Source organism: Arthrobacter sp. Y3221114 (assembly GCF_059092625.1).
This window is the reverse complement of record NZ_JBNHHW010000008.1, coordinates 38,793-56,541: the sequence shown is the minus strand read 5'-3', so window position 1 is coordinate 56,541 and position 17,749 is coordinate 38,793. Positions and strand designations below refer to the sequence as shown.

Below are 17,749 nucleotides of genomic sequence, written 5' to 3'. Positions count from 1 at the left end.
GGGCATCACAGCCCTGTAATTCCCGCCTGTGGATAACCCGTGGATAACATTTGCCGTACGCGTCTATTCCGAATCTGTCAACAGCAAAAATTGCGGGAAAATCAACAGCAAACTTCTTTTTGTCCACAACCGGTGGATAGCGTTTCCGCAGGTCAGCGCGGGGTTACTCGCGAGTTCAGCATTGTTTCCACAGCTCTGCACACAGCCTGTGCACAAGACACGCCCACTGATCCACATTTTATCCACAGGGTCAGTGGATAACTCGCTTGGTGGGAAGGGGGAAGGGGGCTACCGTTGCGGAGTATCCCACCTTGGAACCGCGCGGTGAATTGCAGCCTGCGCGCCCAGAACGATCCGACGAAATGGTCCGAACCGGCTGGTAATTCTGGGTCCAGGGGGGATGCGGTATCCGGTTCGAGGAGCAAAGAAAGCAGGCAGCGGTGTCGTTAGCGCACGCGGATTCGGCAACAGGTCGGGATTCCGAATTCGGCCGCACGCCGCCGCAAGACCTGGTGGCCGAACAGTCGGTCCTGGGCGGCATGATGCTCTCCAAGGACGCCATCGCCGACTGCGTTGAAGTGCTCCGCGGCGTGGACTTCTACCGCCCCGCCCACGAAAGCATCTATGAGGCCATCATCGACCTCTACGGCCGTGGCGAACCGGCCGACGCCGTCACCGTTTCCGACCTGCTGACCAAGCGCGGCGAAATCTCCCGCATCGGGGGACCCGCCTATCTGCATACCCTGATCCAGTCCGTCCCCACGGCCGCCAACGCGGGCTTCTACGCTGAGATCGTCCGGGAACGTGCTGTGCTCCGGCGCCTGGTCGACGCCGGCACCAAGATCGTCCAGCTGGGTTACTCGCAGGACGGCGAAGTCGACGCCATCGTCAACCAGGCCCAGGCCGAGATCTACGCCGTCGCTGAACGCCGCACCGCGGAAGACTACGTCCCGCTCAAGGACATCATCGAAGGCACCGTCGACGAGATCGAATCCGCCGGCCACCGCGGCGAAGGCATGACCGGCGTGCCCACCGGCTTCTACGAACTCGACGAGCTCACCCAGGGCCTGCACGGCGGCCAGATGATCGTCATCGCTGCCAGGCCCGCGGTCGGCAAGTCCACCTTCGCACTGGATTTCGCACGTTCTGCCGCGATCAAGAACAACATGACCACGGTCTTCTTCTCCTTGGAAATGGGCCGGAACGAAATCGCCATGCGCCTCCTCTCCGCGGAAGCCACCATCGGGCTTCAGGACCTGCGCAAGGGCACCATCAAGGACGAGCAGTGGGGCAAGATCGCCACCACCATGGGCCGGATGAATGACGCGCCCCTGTTCATCGACGACAGCCCCAACATGTCGCTGATGGAAATCCGTGCCAAGTGCCGGCGGCTCAAGCAGCGCCACGACCTGAAGCTGGTTGTGCTCGACTACCTCCAGCTGATGTCCTCCGGCAAGCGCGTCGAATCCCGCCAGCAGGAAGTCTCGGAGTTCTCCCGTGCCCTCAAACTGCTGGCCAAGGAACTCGAAGTCCCCGTCATCGCGCTCTCGCAGCTGAACCGTGGCTCCGAGCAGCGTACGGACAAGAAGCCGATGGTGTCCGACCTTCGCGAATCCGGTTCGATCGAGCAGGACGCCGACATGGTCATCCTGCTCCACCGCGAGGACATCTACGACAAGGAATCCCCGCGCGCCGGCGAAGCAGACGTCATCGTGGCCAAACACCGTAACGGACCGACGAAGACCATCGTGGTCGGGTTCCAGGGCCACTACTCACGCTTCGCCAACATGGCGGTTGAGCACGGCTAGCAGCTGTAGGGTCTCAGCCCAGTTGTCATCTTGCTCAAGCTGGTTATCACCCAGCTATCGGATCCTCACGACAGGTGTCTCGTGGACCTACTGTTCAAATAGCGCATAGTTAGTTGGCACGTCCTACTTGTGCCCCGCTGGCTTGAGGGCGCCGTGGTCGTGGGCCAGGCGGATGGCGGCGTGGGTGATGGCGTCGGTCATCAGGCTCAGCGCTTTTAAATCGACGTTACTGAGGTCATCGCCTGGCCGGTGATAGTTCGGATCGCAGGGCCGCTTCGCGGTGCCGCCGAAGAGGCGGGCCTGCTTGGTGGATTTCTTCTCGTCGTCTCCGGTGTACAACCCGCCCACGGCGACCCCCTTCTTGACGAACGACAACTGATCCGAGTCCATGTCCCAATCGGTGGCGACCCAGGGCTGGTCGTGGGTGTCGAAGTAGTCAGTGAAGACGTCCATGATCTCCGTCGAACCTTCGGGCACGTCGTGATGGGGCTTGGGGTCCCGTGCGTCGTAGACCCCGATGATGGGGTTGGGTGAGGCGATCATGTCGAAGTTCAAGTAGGCAGCGATCCTGTCGAGTGCCTCGCTGTCGCTCTTGGCCAGGTGCTTGACGTAGTGCCGGGACCCGTACTCCTTTTTGTACTCCTCGGCCCCCCACCAGGCAAAGCGCACCGTGTTGCTGAGGCCCTCCTGCCGGCCGAGCGCTTTGGCGGCCTCCAACACGGCCGCCACCCCGGAGCCGTTGTCATTGATCGCCGGACAGCCCGGCACCCCGTCGAGGTGGGCCCCGAGCAAGATCACGTTCTCGTCGCTGCCGGATGCGGTCTCGGCGAGGATGTTGAAGGTCTCGATCTGCTCGCCGCGGTGTTTGAAGGTGAAGTACTGGCGCGTGCTGCGATATCCGGCGCTGGCGAGTTGGCGTTCGAGGTACTGGGCCGCGGCCTCGTACCCGGAGGTGCCGGTGGCGCGGTCGCCGTGCTCCTCGGCCAGCGCCTGGAACTTCTGCAGGTGCTCGTAGGCGGCGGGAACCTTACCCGGTGAAATGACGAGACCTGATCTCAGGCGCCGGCTCAGCTTCATATCGTCCCTATCCAGTACGACACGGAGACGGTGGCAGTCTACCCTCGCGGTGCAGGTCAGGCGATACTCTGGTGGCCGGTCTGCGGGCGTGGGGATCAAAACAAACACCAGTCGAAACATCTCGGTACGGGGAAGGCTTCGTTCATCCCCACCGGCCGGATCACCCGCCGGCCCACACCCCGCAAACTCGCAGGTGCGGCGACCGCGAGGAGTCATCCTGACGGCGTGTCGCAGTGTCGCCGGTGGGAGCATTGAAACGGGGGAATTTCGAACCAGGAAAGGAATCGGAAATGGCAGGCGGATCAGGACTGATCGAGCGGTTCTACCGGGAGATTTTGGAGAGAGGGGATCTTGACCTGATCGACGAGTTGGGCAGCGAAAACTACACCGATCATGAAGAGCCCATGCCCGGGCAGCCGCCCGGCCTGGAGGGCATCAGGTTCTACGTCAACATGTTCAGGTCGGCTTTTCCCGACATCAGTGTGAAGGCCATCGAGCCTACGATGGTCGACGGGGACCTGGAGGCAGCCCGTGTCGTCCTCACCGGCACTCACCAGGGCGAGCTCATGGGTACGGCTCCCACCGGCAATACAGTGGAGTTCAGCGGTATCGACATGGTCCGCATCCAGGACGGTAAGGTGGTCGAGCATTGGGGATCGACTGACACGCTAAAGATGCTTCAGCAGATCGGCGCCGTCCAGATGTAGCTGTCCGCAACGCACAAAAGGGCCTCGGTGTAGGTGCGCCTTAGGTCCTCTGTCCCTCGACTGCGGTTCCGGCAGGCAGGTCGAGTACAAGGCATGGATGGATGACTGCACCTCCACCGGAGCCCAAACACCGCCGTAGTACTCTGGGTTATCCAAGCACGATCGCGAGGAAAACCCCATGGCAGCGAAGCCGCCCGCAATGTCACCGTCCGACCTGCCGGTTGCGGAGGTACTCGATCGCGCCCTGGGCCCTCGGCGCGCCGAGGCCGACGAACTGCTCGCGATCTTTGGCGAGATCAGCGGCGAGCAGCCGGTCGTGTGGGCCGGCCGCATCATAGGTTTTGGAGAGTACGAGTACCGCTACGAGACCGGGCACGGGGGCCGTGCTCCCCTGCTTGCCTTCGCGCCGGGTCGGACCAAGCACACGATCTACCTCGTCAACGATTTCTCGGAGCGCTGGCCCGACCTAGTGGCCCGGCTCGGCAAGCACCGAGCGAGCAAGGCCTGCCTCTACCTCACGCGGTTGGCGGGGGTGGATCGCAGCGCGCTGCGCGAGCTGCTGGAGCGCTCGCTCGCCGAGACACGGTCGCCACTGCGCTAGGCGCACTGAAGAGCGCGCCACGTTTCTAAGCCGCCGCGTGCTCCCGCGCTGTGCAAGATCAGGGCAAGAAACCGTGCCGCAGGAGTCATCGGTTCCTAGCCTTTGCTATCAACTCCGCAGCACTGGCTCCGCCGAGTTACAGTGTGTTATTCGGTGATGCACGCCATAATTCTACTTGACACGCTGTAAAGCGTCGGGGCAGACTGTGTTCCACGCCTCACTACCGAGGCGCGGCTCTCCGAAGCTATGGGCGTCCGCATCGTCCGCTTCCGAACCCGCACCCCGGACGATCAAAGGAGCACACCGTGACCGCACCGATCGAAGCAGACATCGACATTTGGGATGACGACGTCCTCGTCGACCCCTACAGCACCTACGCCGCCCTGCGCGAGCAGGCCGGAGTCGTCCACCTCCCGAAGAATGACCTGTACGTTCTGACCCGCTACGACATCATCCGCGACGCCCTCGCCGATCCGGAGACGTTCTCATCCACCAGCCTTGGCTTCAACCCGATGGTGAACGAGGCATTGCAGGGCACCTCGCTGGCCTCCGACCCGCCAACGCACACCCAGCTGCGCGCGACCCTGTCGGAGAACCTCACGCCGCGCGCTCTGCGCGGACTGAAGGTCACCATCGACGAGAAAGCGGACAAGCTCGTCGCCGAGCTCGTCGCCAGCGGCAGCTTCGAAGCCATCGACTCGCTGGCACGCGCCTTCCCGCTCGAAATCGTCGCCGACCTCATCGGCTTCAGCGGCCATGTGAAGGACAACATGCTGCGCTGGGGGCAGGCCGCGATGCAGGTCCTCGGACCGATGAACCACCGCACCCAGGAGAACTTTCCGATCGCCGGCGAGCTCTACGGCTGGTGCTCCTCCGTCACCGCCGAGGACCTTGTGCCGGGGTCGATCGGGCGCGGCATCTTCGACGCCGAGACCCGCGGCGACATCCCGGAGGGGGCCGCCGGGCATATCATCCACCAGTACCTGGGCGCCGGCGTCGACACCACGATCGCCTCCATCGGGAACATCGTCGCACTCTTCGGCCGCCATCCTGAGCAGCTCGAGCTCGTCCGCCAGAACCCGGAGCTCGTGCCCGCAGCGTTCGCCGAGGTGCTGCGCTACTGGCCCCCGATCCACATCTGGGGCCGGACCGCGACCCGCGACGTCGAAATTGATGGAGCAACCGTTCCGGCAGGAGCCCAGGTGGGCATCCTGTTCGGTGCCGGCAACCGCGACCCGCGGCACTATAAGAATCCCGACGTCTTCGACGTCACGCGCAACCCGGTGGACCATCTCACCTTCGGCTACGGGCCGCACGGGTGCGCAGGCCAGGGCCTGGCGAAGCTTGAGGCCCACGCGATCATCGAGGCCTTGGCCCGTCGGGCGAAGGTGTTGGAACTCGGGGACGAGGTCCGGGTGCCCAGCAACATCACCCGCAGCCACGAACGGCTCGACGTCGTGAAGGTGGTGGCAGTGTGAGGATCCAACTTGACCGCCCCCGCTGCGAAGGGCACGGACTCTGCGAGGAAGCCGCACCGAAGCTCATGCATCTGGACGACGACGGCGAATTGGTGATCGACGTCCCCGAGGTCGACGGGGCGGAGTTGGCCGCTGCGAAGGCCGCGGTACGGGTGTGTCCGGTCGCCGCGTTGCGGCTGGCGGAAAAATGACGATGCGGCGGATCGTCGTCGTCGGCAACGGCATCGCCGGACTCACCGCCTGCGACTCCCTTCGCTCGCACGGGTTCGACGGCGAGTTGACCGTCGTCGGCGCCGAGCCGCACCACCCGTACAGCCGTCCGGCGCTGTCGAAGGCGCTGCTGCATGGCGACGGCGGGCTGCAAGCCCACGAGCTGCCCGAGCCAACCCACGAAGCGACCGAACTTCTCGGTGTCAGCGCGGCAGGCATCGACCCGGAAGCCAAGATCGTCCGGACCGACGGCGGCTATGAGCTGCCCTACGACGGCCTGGTCATCGCCTCCGGTTCACGGGCCAAGCGGCTCGCGGCGGGCCCTCCGCCCGAGGGCGCTCCCCGGGAGCTCACCCTGCGCACGATCGAGGACGCGGTGGCGCTCAAGCAGCGGGTCGCGGGCCGCCCCTCGGTGATCGTGGTCGGCGGCGGACCGCTGGGCATGGAGGTCGCCTCGGGCTGTCTGCATGTAGGCTGCGACGTCACGCTGGTCTCCGAGGTGAAGCCCCTCTCGCGCCAACTCGGCGACCACCTGTCCGAGCTCTTCACGTCTGCCGCCGTCCGGCGCGGACTGCGGTTTGTCAGCGGCAGCAGGGCGCGACTCGTTGACTCCGGCTCGGGGACGCGGGTTGCCCTCGCCGACGGCACCCAGCTTGAGGCGGACCTCGTCGTCACCGCCATCGGCGACGAGCCCAACATCGACTGGCTGACCGGTTCGGGTCTTCTCGTCGACGGGGCGCTGCGCGTCGATTCACGCGGCCGGGTCCGGCCGGACGTTGTTGCCGCCGGTGACGTGGCGTTCTTCCCGACCGGCCGCGGCGTAGGGCGCGTGCCGTTGTGGACCAGCGCCATCGACCAGGCCAAGGTCGCGGCTGCCGGCCTGCTCCACGGCGACGCGGCGCCAGAGCTCGACTTCCAACCGTACTTCTGGACCGAAGGATTCGGGCTGTCCCTTAAGGCGATCGGCTTCACACCCGTAACCGGGGCGCCGGACTACCTGGAGCCGGGCGGCGAGACCGACTCGATGCTGCTGCGCTGGGAGAACGCGGACGCCGGCCGTGGGACCGCGGCGGCGATCAACTACCGCATCCCCATTCCCAAATTGCGCCGCCTCGCCAACACGGGACCCTCGGCGCTGCAACCGGTTACGCCGGTAAAGCTGTGAGCAGGTGTTGCTCCTGACAGCACGTCAGGGTTCCAGCGGCAGCAGGGGTGCCGTTCTATCGGATTGGCGTCCCTGCACCACGGAGAGGATTGCCTCATGCCGTCGCTGCGAGAAGCCCAGAAGCAGCTGACCCGCGACCGGATCGTCGAACGGGCGCTCGAACTCTTTATCGACAAGGGATACGCCGCGACGACGATCGACGATATCGCCGCCGCTGCCGGCACTACCAGGGTGACCTTCTACGCCCACTACCCCTCGCGGAGCGACCTGATGAGGGACTTCATGGCCCGGGTGAATGCGGTCCTTGACCGCGCCGGCGGACCCGACCACGCGTCGACGGCCCCCGAGCTCGTGGACGTGGTCCGCGCGGGCGATCTCGCGGGTATCCTCGACTGGCTCGAGTCGCGCGCGGCACTTTGGCCCGTCTTCCGCCCCTACCTGGACGTCCTCGACGAGGCTGCCGCCGTCGACCGCGGAGTGCGGGCCCTGATCATGGACTGGCGTGAGGAAGTGGTCTCCGACCTCGTCCGCGGCATGGGGCAGGCCGGCCGCTTCTCGGAGGAGACGCACCACGTCCGCGGAACGCTCGCGTTCACCCAGCTCAACTACGTCTCCACCCTCTGGACGAGCCGCACATCAAAACCAAACCGTGACCAGGCGCTCGGGGTCCTCGCGGAAAGCTGGTACCACCTGCTCTGCGACGAAGGCTGAGTAAAGACTTTTCAGATTGAGGGCGTTGGATTAGGGTGTGACGCACGGGAGAACCGTAAGCACCCTTACTATTTACTGAGAGGCCTACATCATGAAGGCACAGACTCTTCTCATTGCCCCTGCCGTCGCGCTTGGCGCGATGGCTTTCGCGGCCGGGCCGGCCGTAGCGCAGGACGGCGTGTGGCAGGCTGACCTTGCACCGGCTAACAACAGCGGAACCGCCGGACAGGCGATGATCGAGATACACGGGCAGCAGGCAACGGTCAGCATGAACGTCTCGGGCGCCGCGGAAATCTGGATGAACGCGCCGTTCCCGCACGGCCAGCACATTCACATCGGCGGCCAGGGGTTGTGCCCAGGACCGGCAGCAGACACCGACGGCGATGGTGTCGTCAGTTCACCCGAGGGCGAACCTTACGCCGGTGCGGTCAGTACCTCGCTGACGGTCCAGGGGGACACAAGCCCGGCCTCGATGGTGGCAACCGACCGCTTCCCCGCCGGCGGGGCCTACACCTATGAGCGGACCCTGACCTTGGATTCGGCAACAATACAGGCGATTCAGGCCGGAACGGCAACGGTGGAGGTCCACGGCGTAGACCCGAACAGGCTCCCTCCGGCTGCCCAGCAACAAATGAGCCCTGAAGCCCCGGGGCTGCCGCTGGCCGCCACACTTTCCGCGGCCTGCGGAACCCTGGTTGCTTCCCAGATGACCGGGCCGATGCCTGGCGGTGCCCCCGACACAGGCATCGAGACCCGTACGCAAACAGACGGAAGCGCAATATCCGTCGCCGCAGGTCTGGGAGTTCTGCTTGCCGCTGGCGCGACGGCGGCCGTCGCACGCAGGCGTTCCGCTTCCAAGGACTGATCGACGTGAAGACGGCAAGGACAAGGCCAGCCTTTTTCGCCGGGCTGGCCCTTGTCCTGGCCATGATGCCGGGGTGCGCTGCACCCTCCGCTACCGGGTCACCCCCGACCTCCGCACCCTCGAGCACCGCCGTCGAGCAGGCTCCTCGCCCCGCCCAACGGCCTGAACCGGGGCAAAAGCCGGAACAAGCTGACAGAGGCACAGCCACGCCCCAAGCCGCCGTCCCAGCTACCGGCGGCGATTCCCTCGTTATGGAGAAAGCCCGGCCTTCAGCTTTGAGCATTCCCCGTATCGGACTTCGCAGCGACATCATCGACCTCGCACAGCAGGAGGATCGCACCTTGGAGGTGCCGCCCGAAGAGGCCGGTTCCCCGGCAGGGTGGTACATCAATTCGCCGACGCCGGGGGAAAGGGGGCCCTCGATCCTCTTGGGCCACGTCAACTCCCTGGGCGGGGGCCCGGGTGTTTTCGCCAGGCTGCAGGAACTGGTACCTGGAGACGAAGTCAGGGTGGAGCGTGAGGACGGCACGACCGCGGTCTTCCGGCTGACGGTCATCAAGCGCTATGCCAAAGACAGCTTCCCAGCCCTGCAGGTGTACGGGAACACCAAGCAAGCAGAGATTCGGCTCATCACCTGCGACGGGTACAACCCAGATAACGGCAGGTTCGAAGACAACCTTGTTGCCTACGGAAAACTTGCCGTCGCCACCGGAGGCGCGGGGGACAAGGGCTGAATGCAGCCGACAACGCAGCGTGGGCTCAGTTGAAACGCCGCAAGAACCAAATGGCCGGCACGTCTCCACGCAGCGACATCCGTCGGCCAGCCGGCGCCGGCGCGGTAGCCAAATCATTGGGACGGGCTGATCAGCTTCCATTGCGGTCGCGGCACGCAAGCAATGATGCGGGGCCGCACCTCCCACGGGAGGCGCGGCCCCGCCAGAGCACCCCGGTATTGGCTACTGCAGGACTAGGGGAGCTTTTTGGGCATGCCCATCACAGCAGTAAAGGTCCGCCCGTGCGGGGTGCCCTCGACCGCCGTTTCGTCGGTCGAGGGCACCAACGAATGCTCAGGCGTTATCCTGCCGTCGAGCTGCTTCGCGTCCCGCCAAGTAGCCGAACACCAGTCCGAGCGAGATCGTCCCGCCGGCGCCTCCGTAGAACCCCTTTGTGGGGGCTCCGCCCGCGTTGCCGGCGGCGTACAGGCCCTTGATGACCTTGCCCTCGGTGTTCAGCGCGCGCCCGAGTGCATCGGTCTGCGGGCCGCCGACGGTGCCGAGTGCGCTAGCCTCGACCTGGAGCGCGTAGAAGGGGGCCGTGTCGACGGGCCCCAGCACGCTCGACTTCGGGCTCTTCAGCACCGGCCGGATGATCTTCGCCAGGGGCTTGACCACCAAGGAACGGAGGCGTTCGGGGTCGTTCCTCTTTGCCACCCGGCCGGCGAGCTTGCTCGCAATCGGACCGACGGCCTTGGCGATGAGCACCCTGGCCTTTGCGGTGGCGGCGGGGAAGCGCGCGTCCGGCGAGTTCTTGCCCAGCCGCGGATAGTAGGCACCGAAGTAGCGGTCGAACATCGTCTCACCGCGGTTGAACTGCGGGTCGCGTCCCCGTGCGGCCTCGGGGTTGAAGCGGTCGACGGTGCGGAGCAGTCCCACCTCGTCGACGCCGATCTTGGCCGCCAGTTCCGAGAGGGTATTGGCGCGCTGGAGGTACTCGGGCACTTCTCCGCCCGGGGTGATGCCGAAGATCCCGAACTTCTCCCAGTAGTTCTGGTCGAAGATCAGCCACGCGGTGGCGTTAGGCATGGTGCCCGTCTCCGGGTCAACCTCGCGCATGATCTGCCCGAACTGGTCGTAGGCCAGCGCCTCGTTCGCGAAGCGCTCGCCCTTGCTGTTCACCATGATGCTGTGCGGCAGCGCCCGCTCACCGAGGAACACGCGGCTGAGCGGCTGGCCTTCCAACTCTTCACCGGGCAGTTGCACGCCGGGCATCCACCAGGCGTCCTCCATCCCGGTCAGGTCGGCGCCCACTTCGTTGGCCAACTGCACCGCGATGCCGTCGTGGCCCTTCGGTGAGACCTGCACGCCGAAGGGCGCGTCGAGGTAGGTGGTGGTGACCTCGTCCGAGCTTTCGAACCCGCCGCTGGCCAGCAGGACACCCTTGGTGGCGCGCACCGTGTGCTCCCCGCCGTCGGCTCGTACGACAATTCCCTGCACGCCCGACTCGTCCGTCACGAGCCGGACTGCGGGCGCCTCAACACGTACGTCGACGCCGTTGCGCAGGCTACCCTCGAGCAGGGCGCCGACCAGTGCCGGTCCCGCGAGCCAGACGTCGTCGATGCCGATGCCGCCCAGCAACCAGAACGGGAGCGGGTTCTTGGCCATGCCCGTCGTGAGGGCCGGCCGCACGTACTTTGCGGCCTCTCCCAGTCCCTCGGGGGAGTAGGGCCCGGGGAAGAGCGCCCGGCCGACGGACGCGCCGTCGATGTCGGAGCGGTAGTCCGGCCAGATGGTCGGGATCCACCCGAAGGAGGTGTGCTCTTCGATGAAGCGGGCGACGTGGGGTCCGGCTTCCAGGAAACTCTCCACCAGGTCGTGGTCGAGAACCTTGTCCCGACCTTGGCCGTAGATGTAGCGCCGGGCCTGGTCCAGGTTGTCCTTGACCTTGAGGTCCTTGGTCGAGAAGCCGTGGTTGGGGATCCAGGCGGCACCCGCGGAGATGCCGGTGGCGCCTCCGACGAGTTCCCGGGACTCGACAACGAGAACCCTTGCGCCCTCCCTGGCAGCGGTGAGCGCCGCCATCAGGCCAGCCCCGCCGGAACCGACGATCACTACATCTACCTCGTCGGGGATGCCCTTTTGGGATACTGTCCCGATGGAGCCGCTGTGCCGAGTCGAACTGTCAACCACGATTTCCTCCTTACAGATAGTCCCCGTCACCTGGCCTCACCGGTTCAGCGCCGCGCTGCAGAAGTCCATGCGCGGGCCGCTTGCCGCAGCAGCCCTCGGGAGTGCGAACCGATGCAGGTCCAGGACGAGTACATGCAGTACATGCATATGCATCCACTCTAATGCGGATAGTTGACATGTCAACTATCCGCTCCTCCGTCTCCATCACATCAAGGACCATGCCAAGTGTCGAATTCCGGGAGTGCGTTCGATCCGATTTCGGACCTTGGCAGCCACCGACTTCGCTGTCAGCAGTTCGCCGGCAGGACCGTGGGAGACACCTCCTGGCCCCGGCATCGCACTCGCTCCGGGCGAACATCTCCCTCGGGCCGCCAACGCCGTACTGCTCGGTGCCGTCGTCGTGACAGCACTCGTCCTCGGCGTCATCGTCCTAAGTCTCGCCTGAACTCGCGGAAGGAAACTCCATGGCATGCCGTACCAATCGGGCAAGGCGTCTCCGGCGCCCCCTCCATCACCTGAACCGAAAGGAAAACACCTGATGCGCCACACACCCAGCTACCTCATGACGGACCCCAACGAAGTCAAGCGCCTCATCCGGAGGCACCCTTGGGCCACCTTTGTTTCCGCCACAAGCGCCGGACTGATCGCTTCCCACTACCCGGTGCTGCTCGAGGAAGACCGCGACGAGATCTCAATCGTCAGCCACTTCGGCCGGCCGGACGACACCCTGCACGAACTTGGCAGGCACGAGATCCTTGTCATCATCCAAGGTCCGCACAATTACGTTTCCCCCAGCTGGTACGCGGCCGGAGATGTCGTGCCCACCTGGAACCACCTCACCGCACATCTTTACGGCATCCCGGGAATTCTCAGCGACGACGAGAACTACGAAATGCTCACGCGTCTCACCGAGCACTTTGAGCAGCACCATCCGGGCGGCAGGCATTTGAGCGAAGACGAACAGGGAACCCGTCGCGCGGCGAAGGGTACCGTCGGACTGCGGATGCGCGTAGATCGCTTCGACGCGAGGGCCAAACTCAGCCAGAACAAGCAACCGGACGTGGTGCAGAATGTGATCGCCCATATGGATCAGCAAAACCCTCACCTCGCCCACGAGATGAAACGAATCCACCTCCCGCGTGCCGACTAGACGAGGATCCCGGCCATCCCTTACCGACCATCGGGGGGACTAGTATTTGCGGGGCGCAAAAGTTCGGCCAGCTGCTCGGCCTCGCCGGGGGCAGCGTTTGCGCCTGTGCTGATTTCCATATGGGCGGAGCTTTCCGTAACCGTCACCGGACAAAGAAAACGCGGAACTGTTGCCCCCAACTCATTCCGCCCATACGCTGAGCTCAACGACAGGAGACCGGCATGGAATTCGCCATCATCATTGCAATCCTTTGTGCGGCGTGTATTGCCTGGGTTGTTCTTGGTGCCCGCGCTGACCGCCGACCAGTAAAGAGTGCCCGGGCTCCCGTAAGCACGGATGCAGCCAGCACGGGAGCTTTCGGAGCCACTGCCTACGGAGGAGATGCCGGAGGCGGCGGCGGCGACTGCGGCTGACAGGAAACTACGTAGCCCGGACCGTCATCGGTCCGGGTTTCTGCTGCGGTAACGGGTTCCTTGCTGCTGCTCATGGCGGAGGGGGCGCCGCCGGCGGTAGTGCCGTCGACCTGGGCGGCGGTGAAGGCAGCGGTACCGGCGCGGCCGACGGGGATACCGGTCTTGTCGGTGCCGAAAACCCGACGCGGACGCGGTTCTGTTGGGGCGTGCAGGAATAGAGGTCAAAGTTGCGGTACAAAGTGGAGAAGCCTAGAGTCGATGCATACGCATGTAAATAGTGTGCGTACACATGCTGAAGGAGGAACCATGCAGGCATGGGTTATGGAAGGAATCAACCAGGATCTAAAGCTTCAGGACCTGGACAAGCCCTCACCCGGACCAGGTGAGGTGCTTATAAAGGTCACTGCCGCCGGCATCTGTCACAGTGATGTCGGATACGTGCAAGGCGAAATCCCCATCATTGTCGACCTGCCCATCGTGCTGGGACATGAAGTGGCCGGCGTCGTTGAGGAAGTCGGTGAAGGTGTCACCGGGTTCAAGGTGGGCGACGAAGTCGCCCAAGGAGTGGTTGCATCGGATGCTCCCGGCGTCACCCGTGATGGCGGCTTCGGTGAATACGTCATCGGAAAGGTCGAAAGCCTGGTGCACAAGACCGCCAACGTGGAGTGGTCCCAGGCGGCCGCAGCGACCGATGCGGGGGTCACCTCCTATAGCGGCGTGGTTGTCCACGGCGGGGTCGAGAAGGGCATGCGTGTGGGCATCATCGGGCTGGGCGGCCTCGGGCTAACCGGCGCCAGGATCGCCGTCATCAAGGGTGCCGAAGTGATCGGCATCGAGCCGCGTGAAGAGGTTTGGCAGGCCGCCAAGGAGCGCGGCGTGTCCCGCGTGGTCAAGGACATCAGCGAACTGAAGGGCGAAGGCCTGGATGTCGTGGTTGACTTCGCCGGCTTCGGCACCACCACTGTCGGCGCCTTCGATGCCGTCAAGGACGGCGGCAAGGTCGTTCTGGTGGGCCTGGGGAAGACCAACTTCGAATTCGAGTCCTTCGGCTTCATCACCAGAGCCATCACCCTTCAGGGGTCCACCCCGGTCGGAAACCCCGAGCACCTGAAGAACGTGCTGCAGATGATCGACTCCGGGCAGCTGGAAATCGTGTCTGCGAACGTTGGCTTCAACGACATCCCTGATGGCTTGGATCGCCTGGCCAAGGGAGGCGTCTCAGGGCGCCTGGTAGCACGCTACGACCAGTGATGACAGGCTGAGCCAAGACTTGTGGGGTCCTGCCCTCGCGACGGGACCCCACAAACGCGACTGAAGGACGTAGCAAACACGAGGCATTAGTGCATCACTTCGGCGCACTCCCGCCCTGCATCCCACTCGCGACCGACCATTCTCCAAAACCCGCTCAGGGTCGAGGCTCTCGAAAAAGACGAGTGAGTGGTGAGTTCATGTGCGTCATCCTTCATGGCCTATCAACCACATATGCGCTGTTAGCTGTGACTTGATGATCGGTGCCTGCGGAGCAGTGAGACGAGCGCCAGGGCGATGCCCACGAGGGTGAGCAGCATGGCGAACAGCATGAGGCTCGTGTCCAGCATGGTCGCTGGGCAACCGGCTGCCTCATCGTCTTCCATACAGGACCGCCAAGGTTGCATAAACAGCACAATGGTGGACAGGAATCAAACATATTGCCGGTCGCATTTCGCTGCTATGCGGCGGGAACGCCAATTACGCTGTAGAGGCACTGGCCTTCGTCGGAGAGAAAGTGTCGGGGGCGGCGAAATGGCGGGGTTCGTTTTTGATTACCCTGTTCCCAGCAGCCGGGCGATCGGCGGCGGGGCGGGCAGCTGCCGGTGCGGCCAGGTCAGGCTGCGGACCCTGGCCGTGGCAACGTGCATTTACCCCGTCTAGTCGCCGCGTCCGGCTTCAGTACTGATGCATAGGCGGTTGCCTTGGGCATCAGTGGCAACTACCCACATGGGCGCATGTTCATCATCGAGTGTTGCACCAACGCTTACCAGGGCATCCAGAGTCGAGGCGCTTTCGCTGAAGGGGACCGTGACGTCCAGGTGAAAACGATTCATGCTGGGACTCTGGGACTCCTGAAACCAAATGGCCGGACCCCTGCCATAGGGATCGATCAGGCTTCCGTCTTCATGCATCTTGTAGCCCAGTGCAGTTCGCCAAACTTCCGAGATGGCTTCCGGGGCATCTGTGTCTATGGCTATCTCCACCGTACGCAAGAGTTCCGGGAGGGGCGTGACGCCAGTGGCTTGGGCCTGCTTCGATATTGAACGGGCCAACGTTACGTCACGCGCCGTCACCCTGTCTCCGGCATCGTGCGAAGTGAGCGTGATGAACAGTGTGTCGTAACGCCAGTCCACATCAGGGTGATGGTCGGATTCCTGTGCCAGCCCACCAATGGTGGAAAGCAGGTCCAAGGCAGCTGCGGATGATTCACATCTGAATGCGGTCCGCAAAGCGCCCAAACCGTAGCGCCATTCCGGCAACTGGAGCAGATTTGCTTGGATTTGCTCCTGGTTCAGAACATCTCTTGCTTGCACAACTTTCTCCTCCAGGTTTCGAGTTAGAGCTTGAAACCTTCCAAAGTATCTTGGATGCCCGGGGGTGCGATCTCCAGTCCGGGTGGGTTCCGCTTTGGGGCTCGGTCACCGGGAATGCTGTGTGTAACGATATCCGGAGCCTGTAGATATGGTGATTCATGTCAGGGTGAACGCGGCTATCCCCAACAAGCGACCGGGTTTAGCTTGTTGCTGATGAGGCATGGGGTACGTTACTAGGGAGGCGGAACCTGGGTCTTGACTCGGTTCCGGAGTCTGGTGGGTCATGCCATACCTTTCCTAGAAGCCTCAGCGCCTGTTTCGTTGATTGGTCATTGCGCTTGCCTCGTTCCGACCGCAGGAGACAAACCCGAGAACGGGGCTATATTGTGTACTTTGGGTCTGGTGGGGATCCCGTGACTCTTTGGGGATAAGCCGTCGGTGACTCTTCCAAGGTCATGTTGTCCTTTAGGCACATCGTTGATTACTCGCTTTGGGCCAGGGCGTCGTTGACGAGTTTGATGAGTTCGTCCTGTGCTTTTTCCTCGATGTCGAGGCCGATTTTCACGGCGGTTGCCGCGAGGGTCCCTTGCGTTCCGGCTACGGACATGACCTTCTGGCTTTGCCCGTTCGGCAACTTCTGGGTGGTGATGGAGCCGAGGGACTGCTCACCGTCTGTGGTCACTTCCAGTGGGGTGATCTTGCTGCTGATTTTCTGTCCTTCCGCTTCGATTTCGAAGTCGGCGCACTGCTGCATGGATTCTTGTGCTTGTTCATGCTGGTCGGCGACGACTTGCGCGTCTTTGACGGCGACGAGGGTGATGACGGTCTGGGACTTTTCTTCGACCGATTGGCTGGCTCCCGCGGCGTAGGTGCTGCCGTCGGGTATTTGGGTCTGTTCGGTCGCGAACATGGAACAGGCTTTAGGGGTGATCGTCGCGTTCGCCAGCAATTCCTTCGCGGCCGCGAGTCCCTGATCGATTTGGGCTGCCGGAACGACTGAAAGTTGTTGGCCCTTCGCGTCTCCCAGACCCGCGATCACTTCCTTGAGGTCGTCGTTGGTGTATGTCTTGGCCGCCGAGGTGGGGTGCGGCGATTGGGCGGTAGGGGAGGCGGCCGGCTCGGCGGTCCCTTCCGGGGCTGCTTCACCTCCGCAGGCTGTGAGCATCAGCATTGTGGACAGGAGCACTGCGTAAACCCCGGTTGTGCGTGCCATTCTTACCGTCTCCCTCGGTTCGCCGGTCACCGGCCGTGGACGTGCCGGCATGATGCGCGGCATAGGGCGTATCCTTCACTGGTCCTCTTGTAAAAAGCTTGTTCCAGCATTGGATGCCTCGTCTCAACCTCCGGATTTGCAGGCTGGATCCTACGCCTGGCCATCGTGTTCGGCCGGCATTTCGTCCGCCAGGGCGGAGGAGGGATCGGGCAGGGTTTGGGCGTTGTAGTCGATGACCTGCCACCCGCGGTCCGGGTGCTTTTCCAGCACCGTCCAGGCGCAGTTTGCCATGCCGGCAAACATCTCGCGCATGTGGGCCGGCGCGTCGAAGAAGGCCAACAGCCCGCTTCGGAGGGCGGCACCGTGTCCCACAAGGACGCCCGTGCCGCCCCGGCCCAGCGCTGCGGCGGCGTCTTGCATGACCGACTTCATCCGTGCGTTTACTTCGGAGGGCAGTTCGGCTCCGGGGACCCGGTAGTTCTCCTCACGGAAGAACTTCTCATAGATGCTTGGATGCTGTTGCCGGAACTCTGCGAATGTGGTGCCTTGCCTGATGCCCACATCGTACTCGCGCAGCCGCTTGTCCAGCACCGGTTCCAGCCCGGTCAGCGCGGCCAGTTCGCCAGCAGTGTGGCGGGCGCGTTCCAGGTCGCTGGACCAGATGAAAGCGGGTTGGAACGTTGCCAGCAGCCTGGCCGCCTGCTTGGCCTGGACACGACCGGTCGCATCGAGCGGGATGTCGGCATGGCCCTGGGCTTTTTCCAAGACGTTCCACTCGGTCTGGCCGTGCCGCCACAGCACCAGGCGGGGTCGATGGACGTGGCGACCGGCGGGGACCTGCTGCTGCATCAATTCTCCTCACTGCCGCCGCCGTCGCGCAG

General features: G+C 63.9%; 17 protein-coding genes. 12 read left to right on the top strand and 5 right to left on the bottom strand.

Annotation, left to right across the window (positions count from 1 at the left end):
- The first annotated feature begins 440 nt into the window (after window positions 1–440).
- On the top strand, window positions 441–1,808 hold the full coding sequence (gene dnaB / locus AC5RV3_RS15810; protein ID WP_493941666.1) for a replicative DNA helicase: 1,368 nt from the start codon (window positions 441–443) through the stop codon (window positions 1,806–1,808).
- 123 nt (window positions 1,809–1,931) lie between these two features.
- Here the strand turns inward: dnaB and AC5RV3_RS15805 are convergent, their stop codons facing one another.
- On the bottom strand, window positions 1,932–2,885 hold the full coding sequence (locus AC5RV3_RS15805; protein WP_494122932.1) for a M20/M25/M40 family metallo-hydrolase: 954 nt from the start codon (window positions 2,883–2,885) through the stop codon (window positions 1,932–1,934).
- A 290-nt stretch (window positions 2,886–3,175) separates the two neighbouring features.
- Here AC5RV3_RS15805 and AC5RV3_RS15800 point away from each other — a divergent pair, with 290 nt between their 5' ends.
- The 8 genes from AC5RV3_RS15800 to AC5RV3_RS15765 all read left to right on the top strand — a co-directional run bounded on the left by AC5RV3_RS15800 (window position 3,176) and on the right by AC5RV3_RS15765 (window position 9,356).
- Window positions 3,176–3,592, top strand: coding sequence for an ester cyclase (locus AC5RV3_RS15800; protein ID WP_494112209.1), 417 nt, complete (start codon window positions 3,176–3,178; stop codon window positions 3,590–3,592).
- Between the two features lie 178 nt (window positions 3,593–3,770).
- Window positions 3,771–4,193, top strand: a complete 423-nt coding sequence (locus AC5RV3_RS15795) for a DUF1801 domain-containing protein (RefSeq protein WP_494122931.1) — start codon at window positions 3,771–3,773, stop codon at window positions 4,191–4,193.
- 305 nt (window positions 4,194–4,498) lie between these two features.
- On the top strand, window positions 4,499–5,671 hold the full coding sequence (locus AC5RV3_RS15790) for a cytochrome P450 (protein ID WP_494122930.1): 1,173 nt from the start codon (window positions 4,499–4,501) through the stop codon (window positions 5,669–5,671).
- The gene (locus AC5RV3_RS15785; protein ID WP_494122929.1) at window positions 5,668–5,862 is read left to right on the top strand and encodes a ferredoxin; all 195 of its coding nucleotides are present in this window, start codon (window positions 5,668–5,670) and stop codon (window positions 5,860–5,862) included. Before AC5RV3_RS15790 ends, AC5RV3_RS15785 begins: the two co-directional genes overlap by 4 nt.
- Window positions 5,859–7,046 (top strand): NAD(P)/FAD-dependent oxidoreductase, encoded by a 1,188-nt coding sequence (locus tag AC5RV3_RS15780; RefSeq protein WP_494122928.1) that lies wholly within the window; start codon window positions 5,859–5,861, stop codon window positions 7,044–7,046. The genes AC5RV3_RS15785 and AC5RV3_RS15780 overlap by 4 nt, the downstream gene beginning before the upstream one ends.
- Window positions 7,047–7,142: 96 nt before the next feature.
- The gene (locus AC5RV3_RS15775) at window positions 7,143–7,757 is read left to right on the top strand and encodes a TetR/AcrR family transcriptional regulator (RefSeq protein WP_494122927.1); all 615 of its coding nucleotides are present in this window, start codon (window positions 7,143–7,145) and stop codon (window positions 7,755–7,757) included.
- A 91-nt stretch (window positions 7,758–7,848) separates the two neighbouring features.
- On the top strand, window positions 7,849–8,622 hold the full coding sequence (locus AC5RV3_RS15770) for a hypothetical protein (RefSeq protein ID WP_494122926.1): 774 nt from the start codon (window positions 7,849–7,851) through the stop codon (window positions 8,620–8,622).
- Window positions 8,623–8,897: 275 nt separating this feature from the next.
- The gene (locus AC5RV3_RS15765; protein ID WP_494112216.1) at window positions 8,898–9,356 is read left to right on the top strand and encodes a sortase domain-containing protein; all 459 of its coding nucleotides are present in this window, start codon (window positions 8,898–8,900) and stop codon (window positions 9,354–9,356) included.
- A 333-nt stretch (window positions 9,357–9,689) separates the two neighbouring features.
- Here AC5RV3_RS15765 and AC5RV3_RS15760 read toward each other — a convergent pair whose 3' ends face one another.
- A complete protein-coding gene (locus AC5RV3_RS15760) occupies window positions 9,690–11,528 on the bottom strand; it encodes an FAD-dependent oxidoreductase (RefSeq protein ID WP_494122925.1) in 1,839 nt (612 codons plus the stop codon).
- A 265-nt stretch (window positions 11,529–11,793) separates the two neighbouring features.
- Between AC5RV3_RS15760 and AC5RV3_RS15755 the strand changes: the two genes are divergently transcribed.
- The 3 genes from AC5RV3_RS15755 to AC5RV3_RS15745 all read left to right on the top strand — a co-directional run bounded on the left by AC5RV3_RS15755 (window position 11,794) and on the right by AC5RV3_RS15745 (window position 14,342).
- Window positions 11,794–11,973, top strand: coding sequence for a hypothetical protein (locus AC5RV3_RS15755; RefSeq protein ID WP_494122924.1), 180 nt, complete (start codon window positions 11,794–11,796; stop codon window positions 11,971–11,973).
- Window positions 11,974–12,066: 93 nt separating this feature from the next.
- Window positions 12,067–12,678, top strand: a complete 612-nt coding sequence (locus AC5RV3_RS15750; RefSeq protein WP_494122923.1) for an FMN-binding negative transcriptional regulator — start codon at window positions 12,067–12,069, stop codon at window positions 12,676–12,678.
- Between the two features lie 719 nt (window positions 12,679–13,397).
- Entirely contained in the window at window positions 13,398–14,342 is a 945-nt protein-coding gene (locus tag AC5RV3_RS15745) for an alcohol dehydrogenase catalytic domain-containing protein (RefSeq protein ID WP_494122922.1), read from the top strand.
- A gap of 656 nt (window positions 14,343–14,998) precedes the next feature.
- On the opposite strand, the gene AC5RV3_RS15740 is transcribed toward AC5RV3_RS15745, so the two are convergent.
- The 3 genes from AC5RV3_RS15740 to AC5RV3_RS15730 form a co-directional block, all read right to left on the bottom strand.
- Window positions 14,999–15,655 carry a 4a-hydroxytetrahydrobiopterin dehydratase gene (locus AC5RV3_RS15740; protein WP_494122921.1) on the bottom strand — a complete coding sequence of 219 codons (657 nt, stop codon included), beginning with the start codon at window positions 15,653–15,655 and terminating at the stop codon, window positions 14,999–15,001.
- 481 nt (window positions 15,656–16,136) lie between these two features.
- Entirely contained in the window at window positions 16,137–16,868 is a 732-nt protein-coding gene (locus tag AC5RV3_RS15735) for a hypothetical protein (RefSeq protein ID WP_494122920.1), read from the bottom strand.
- A 150-nt stretch (window positions 16,869–17,018) separates the two neighbouring features.
- Window positions 17,019–17,717, bottom strand: a complete 699-nt coding sequence (locus AC5RV3_RS15730) for a histidine phosphatase family protein (protein WP_494122919.1) — start codon at window positions 17,715–17,717, stop codon at window positions 17,019–17,021.
- Between the last annotated feature and the right edge of the window lie 32 nt (window positions 17,718–17,749).

What these genes read in the sequence shown, in the direction of transcription:
- AC5RV3_RS15805 (WP_494122932.1), bottom strand. Translation starts at nt 2,885, where the DNA reads ATGAAGCTGAGCCGGCGCCTGAGATCAGGTCTCGTCATTTCACCGGGT.
- AC5RV3_RS15800 (WP_494112209.1), top strand. Translation starts at nt 3,176, where the DNA reads ATGGCAGGCGGATCAGGACTGATCGAGCGGTTCTACCGGGAGATTTTG.
- AC5RV3_RS15795 (WP_494122931.1), top strand. Translation starts at nt 3,771, where the DNA reads ATGGCAGCGAAGCCGCCCGCAATGTCACCGTCCGACCTGCCGGTTGCG.
- AC5RV3_RS15780 (WP_494122928.1), top strand. Translation starts at nt 5,859, where the DNA reads ATGACGATGCGGCGGATCGTCGTCGTCGGCAACGGCATCGCCGGACTC.
- AC5RV3_RS15775 (WP_494122927.1), top strand. Translation starts at nt 7,143, where the DNA reads ATGCCGTCGCTGCGAGAAGCCCAGAAGCAGCTGACCCGCGACCGGATC.
- AC5RV3_RS15770 (WP_494122926.1), top strand. Translation starts at nt 7,849, where the DNA reads ATGAAGGCACAGACTCTTCTCATTGCCCCTGCCGTCGCGCTTGGCGCG.
- AC5RV3_RS15750 (WP_494122923.1), top strand. Translation starts at nt 12,067, where the DNA reads ATGCGCCACACACCCAGCTACCTCATGACGGACCCCAACGAAGTCAAG.
- AC5RV3_RS15745 (WP_494122922.1), top strand. Translation starts at nt 13,398, where the DNA reads ATGCAGGCATGGGTTATGGAAGGAATCAACCAGGATCTAAAGCTTCAG.
- AC5RV3_RS15735 (WP_494122920.1), bottom strand. Translation starts at nt 16,868, where the DNA reads ATGGCACGCACAACCGGGGTTTACGCAGTGCTCCTGTCCACAATGCTG.
- AC5RV3_RS15730 (WP_494122919.1), bottom strand. Translation starts at nt 17,717, where the DNA reads ATGCAGCAGCAGGTCCCCGCCGGTCGCCACGTCCATCGACCCCGCCTG.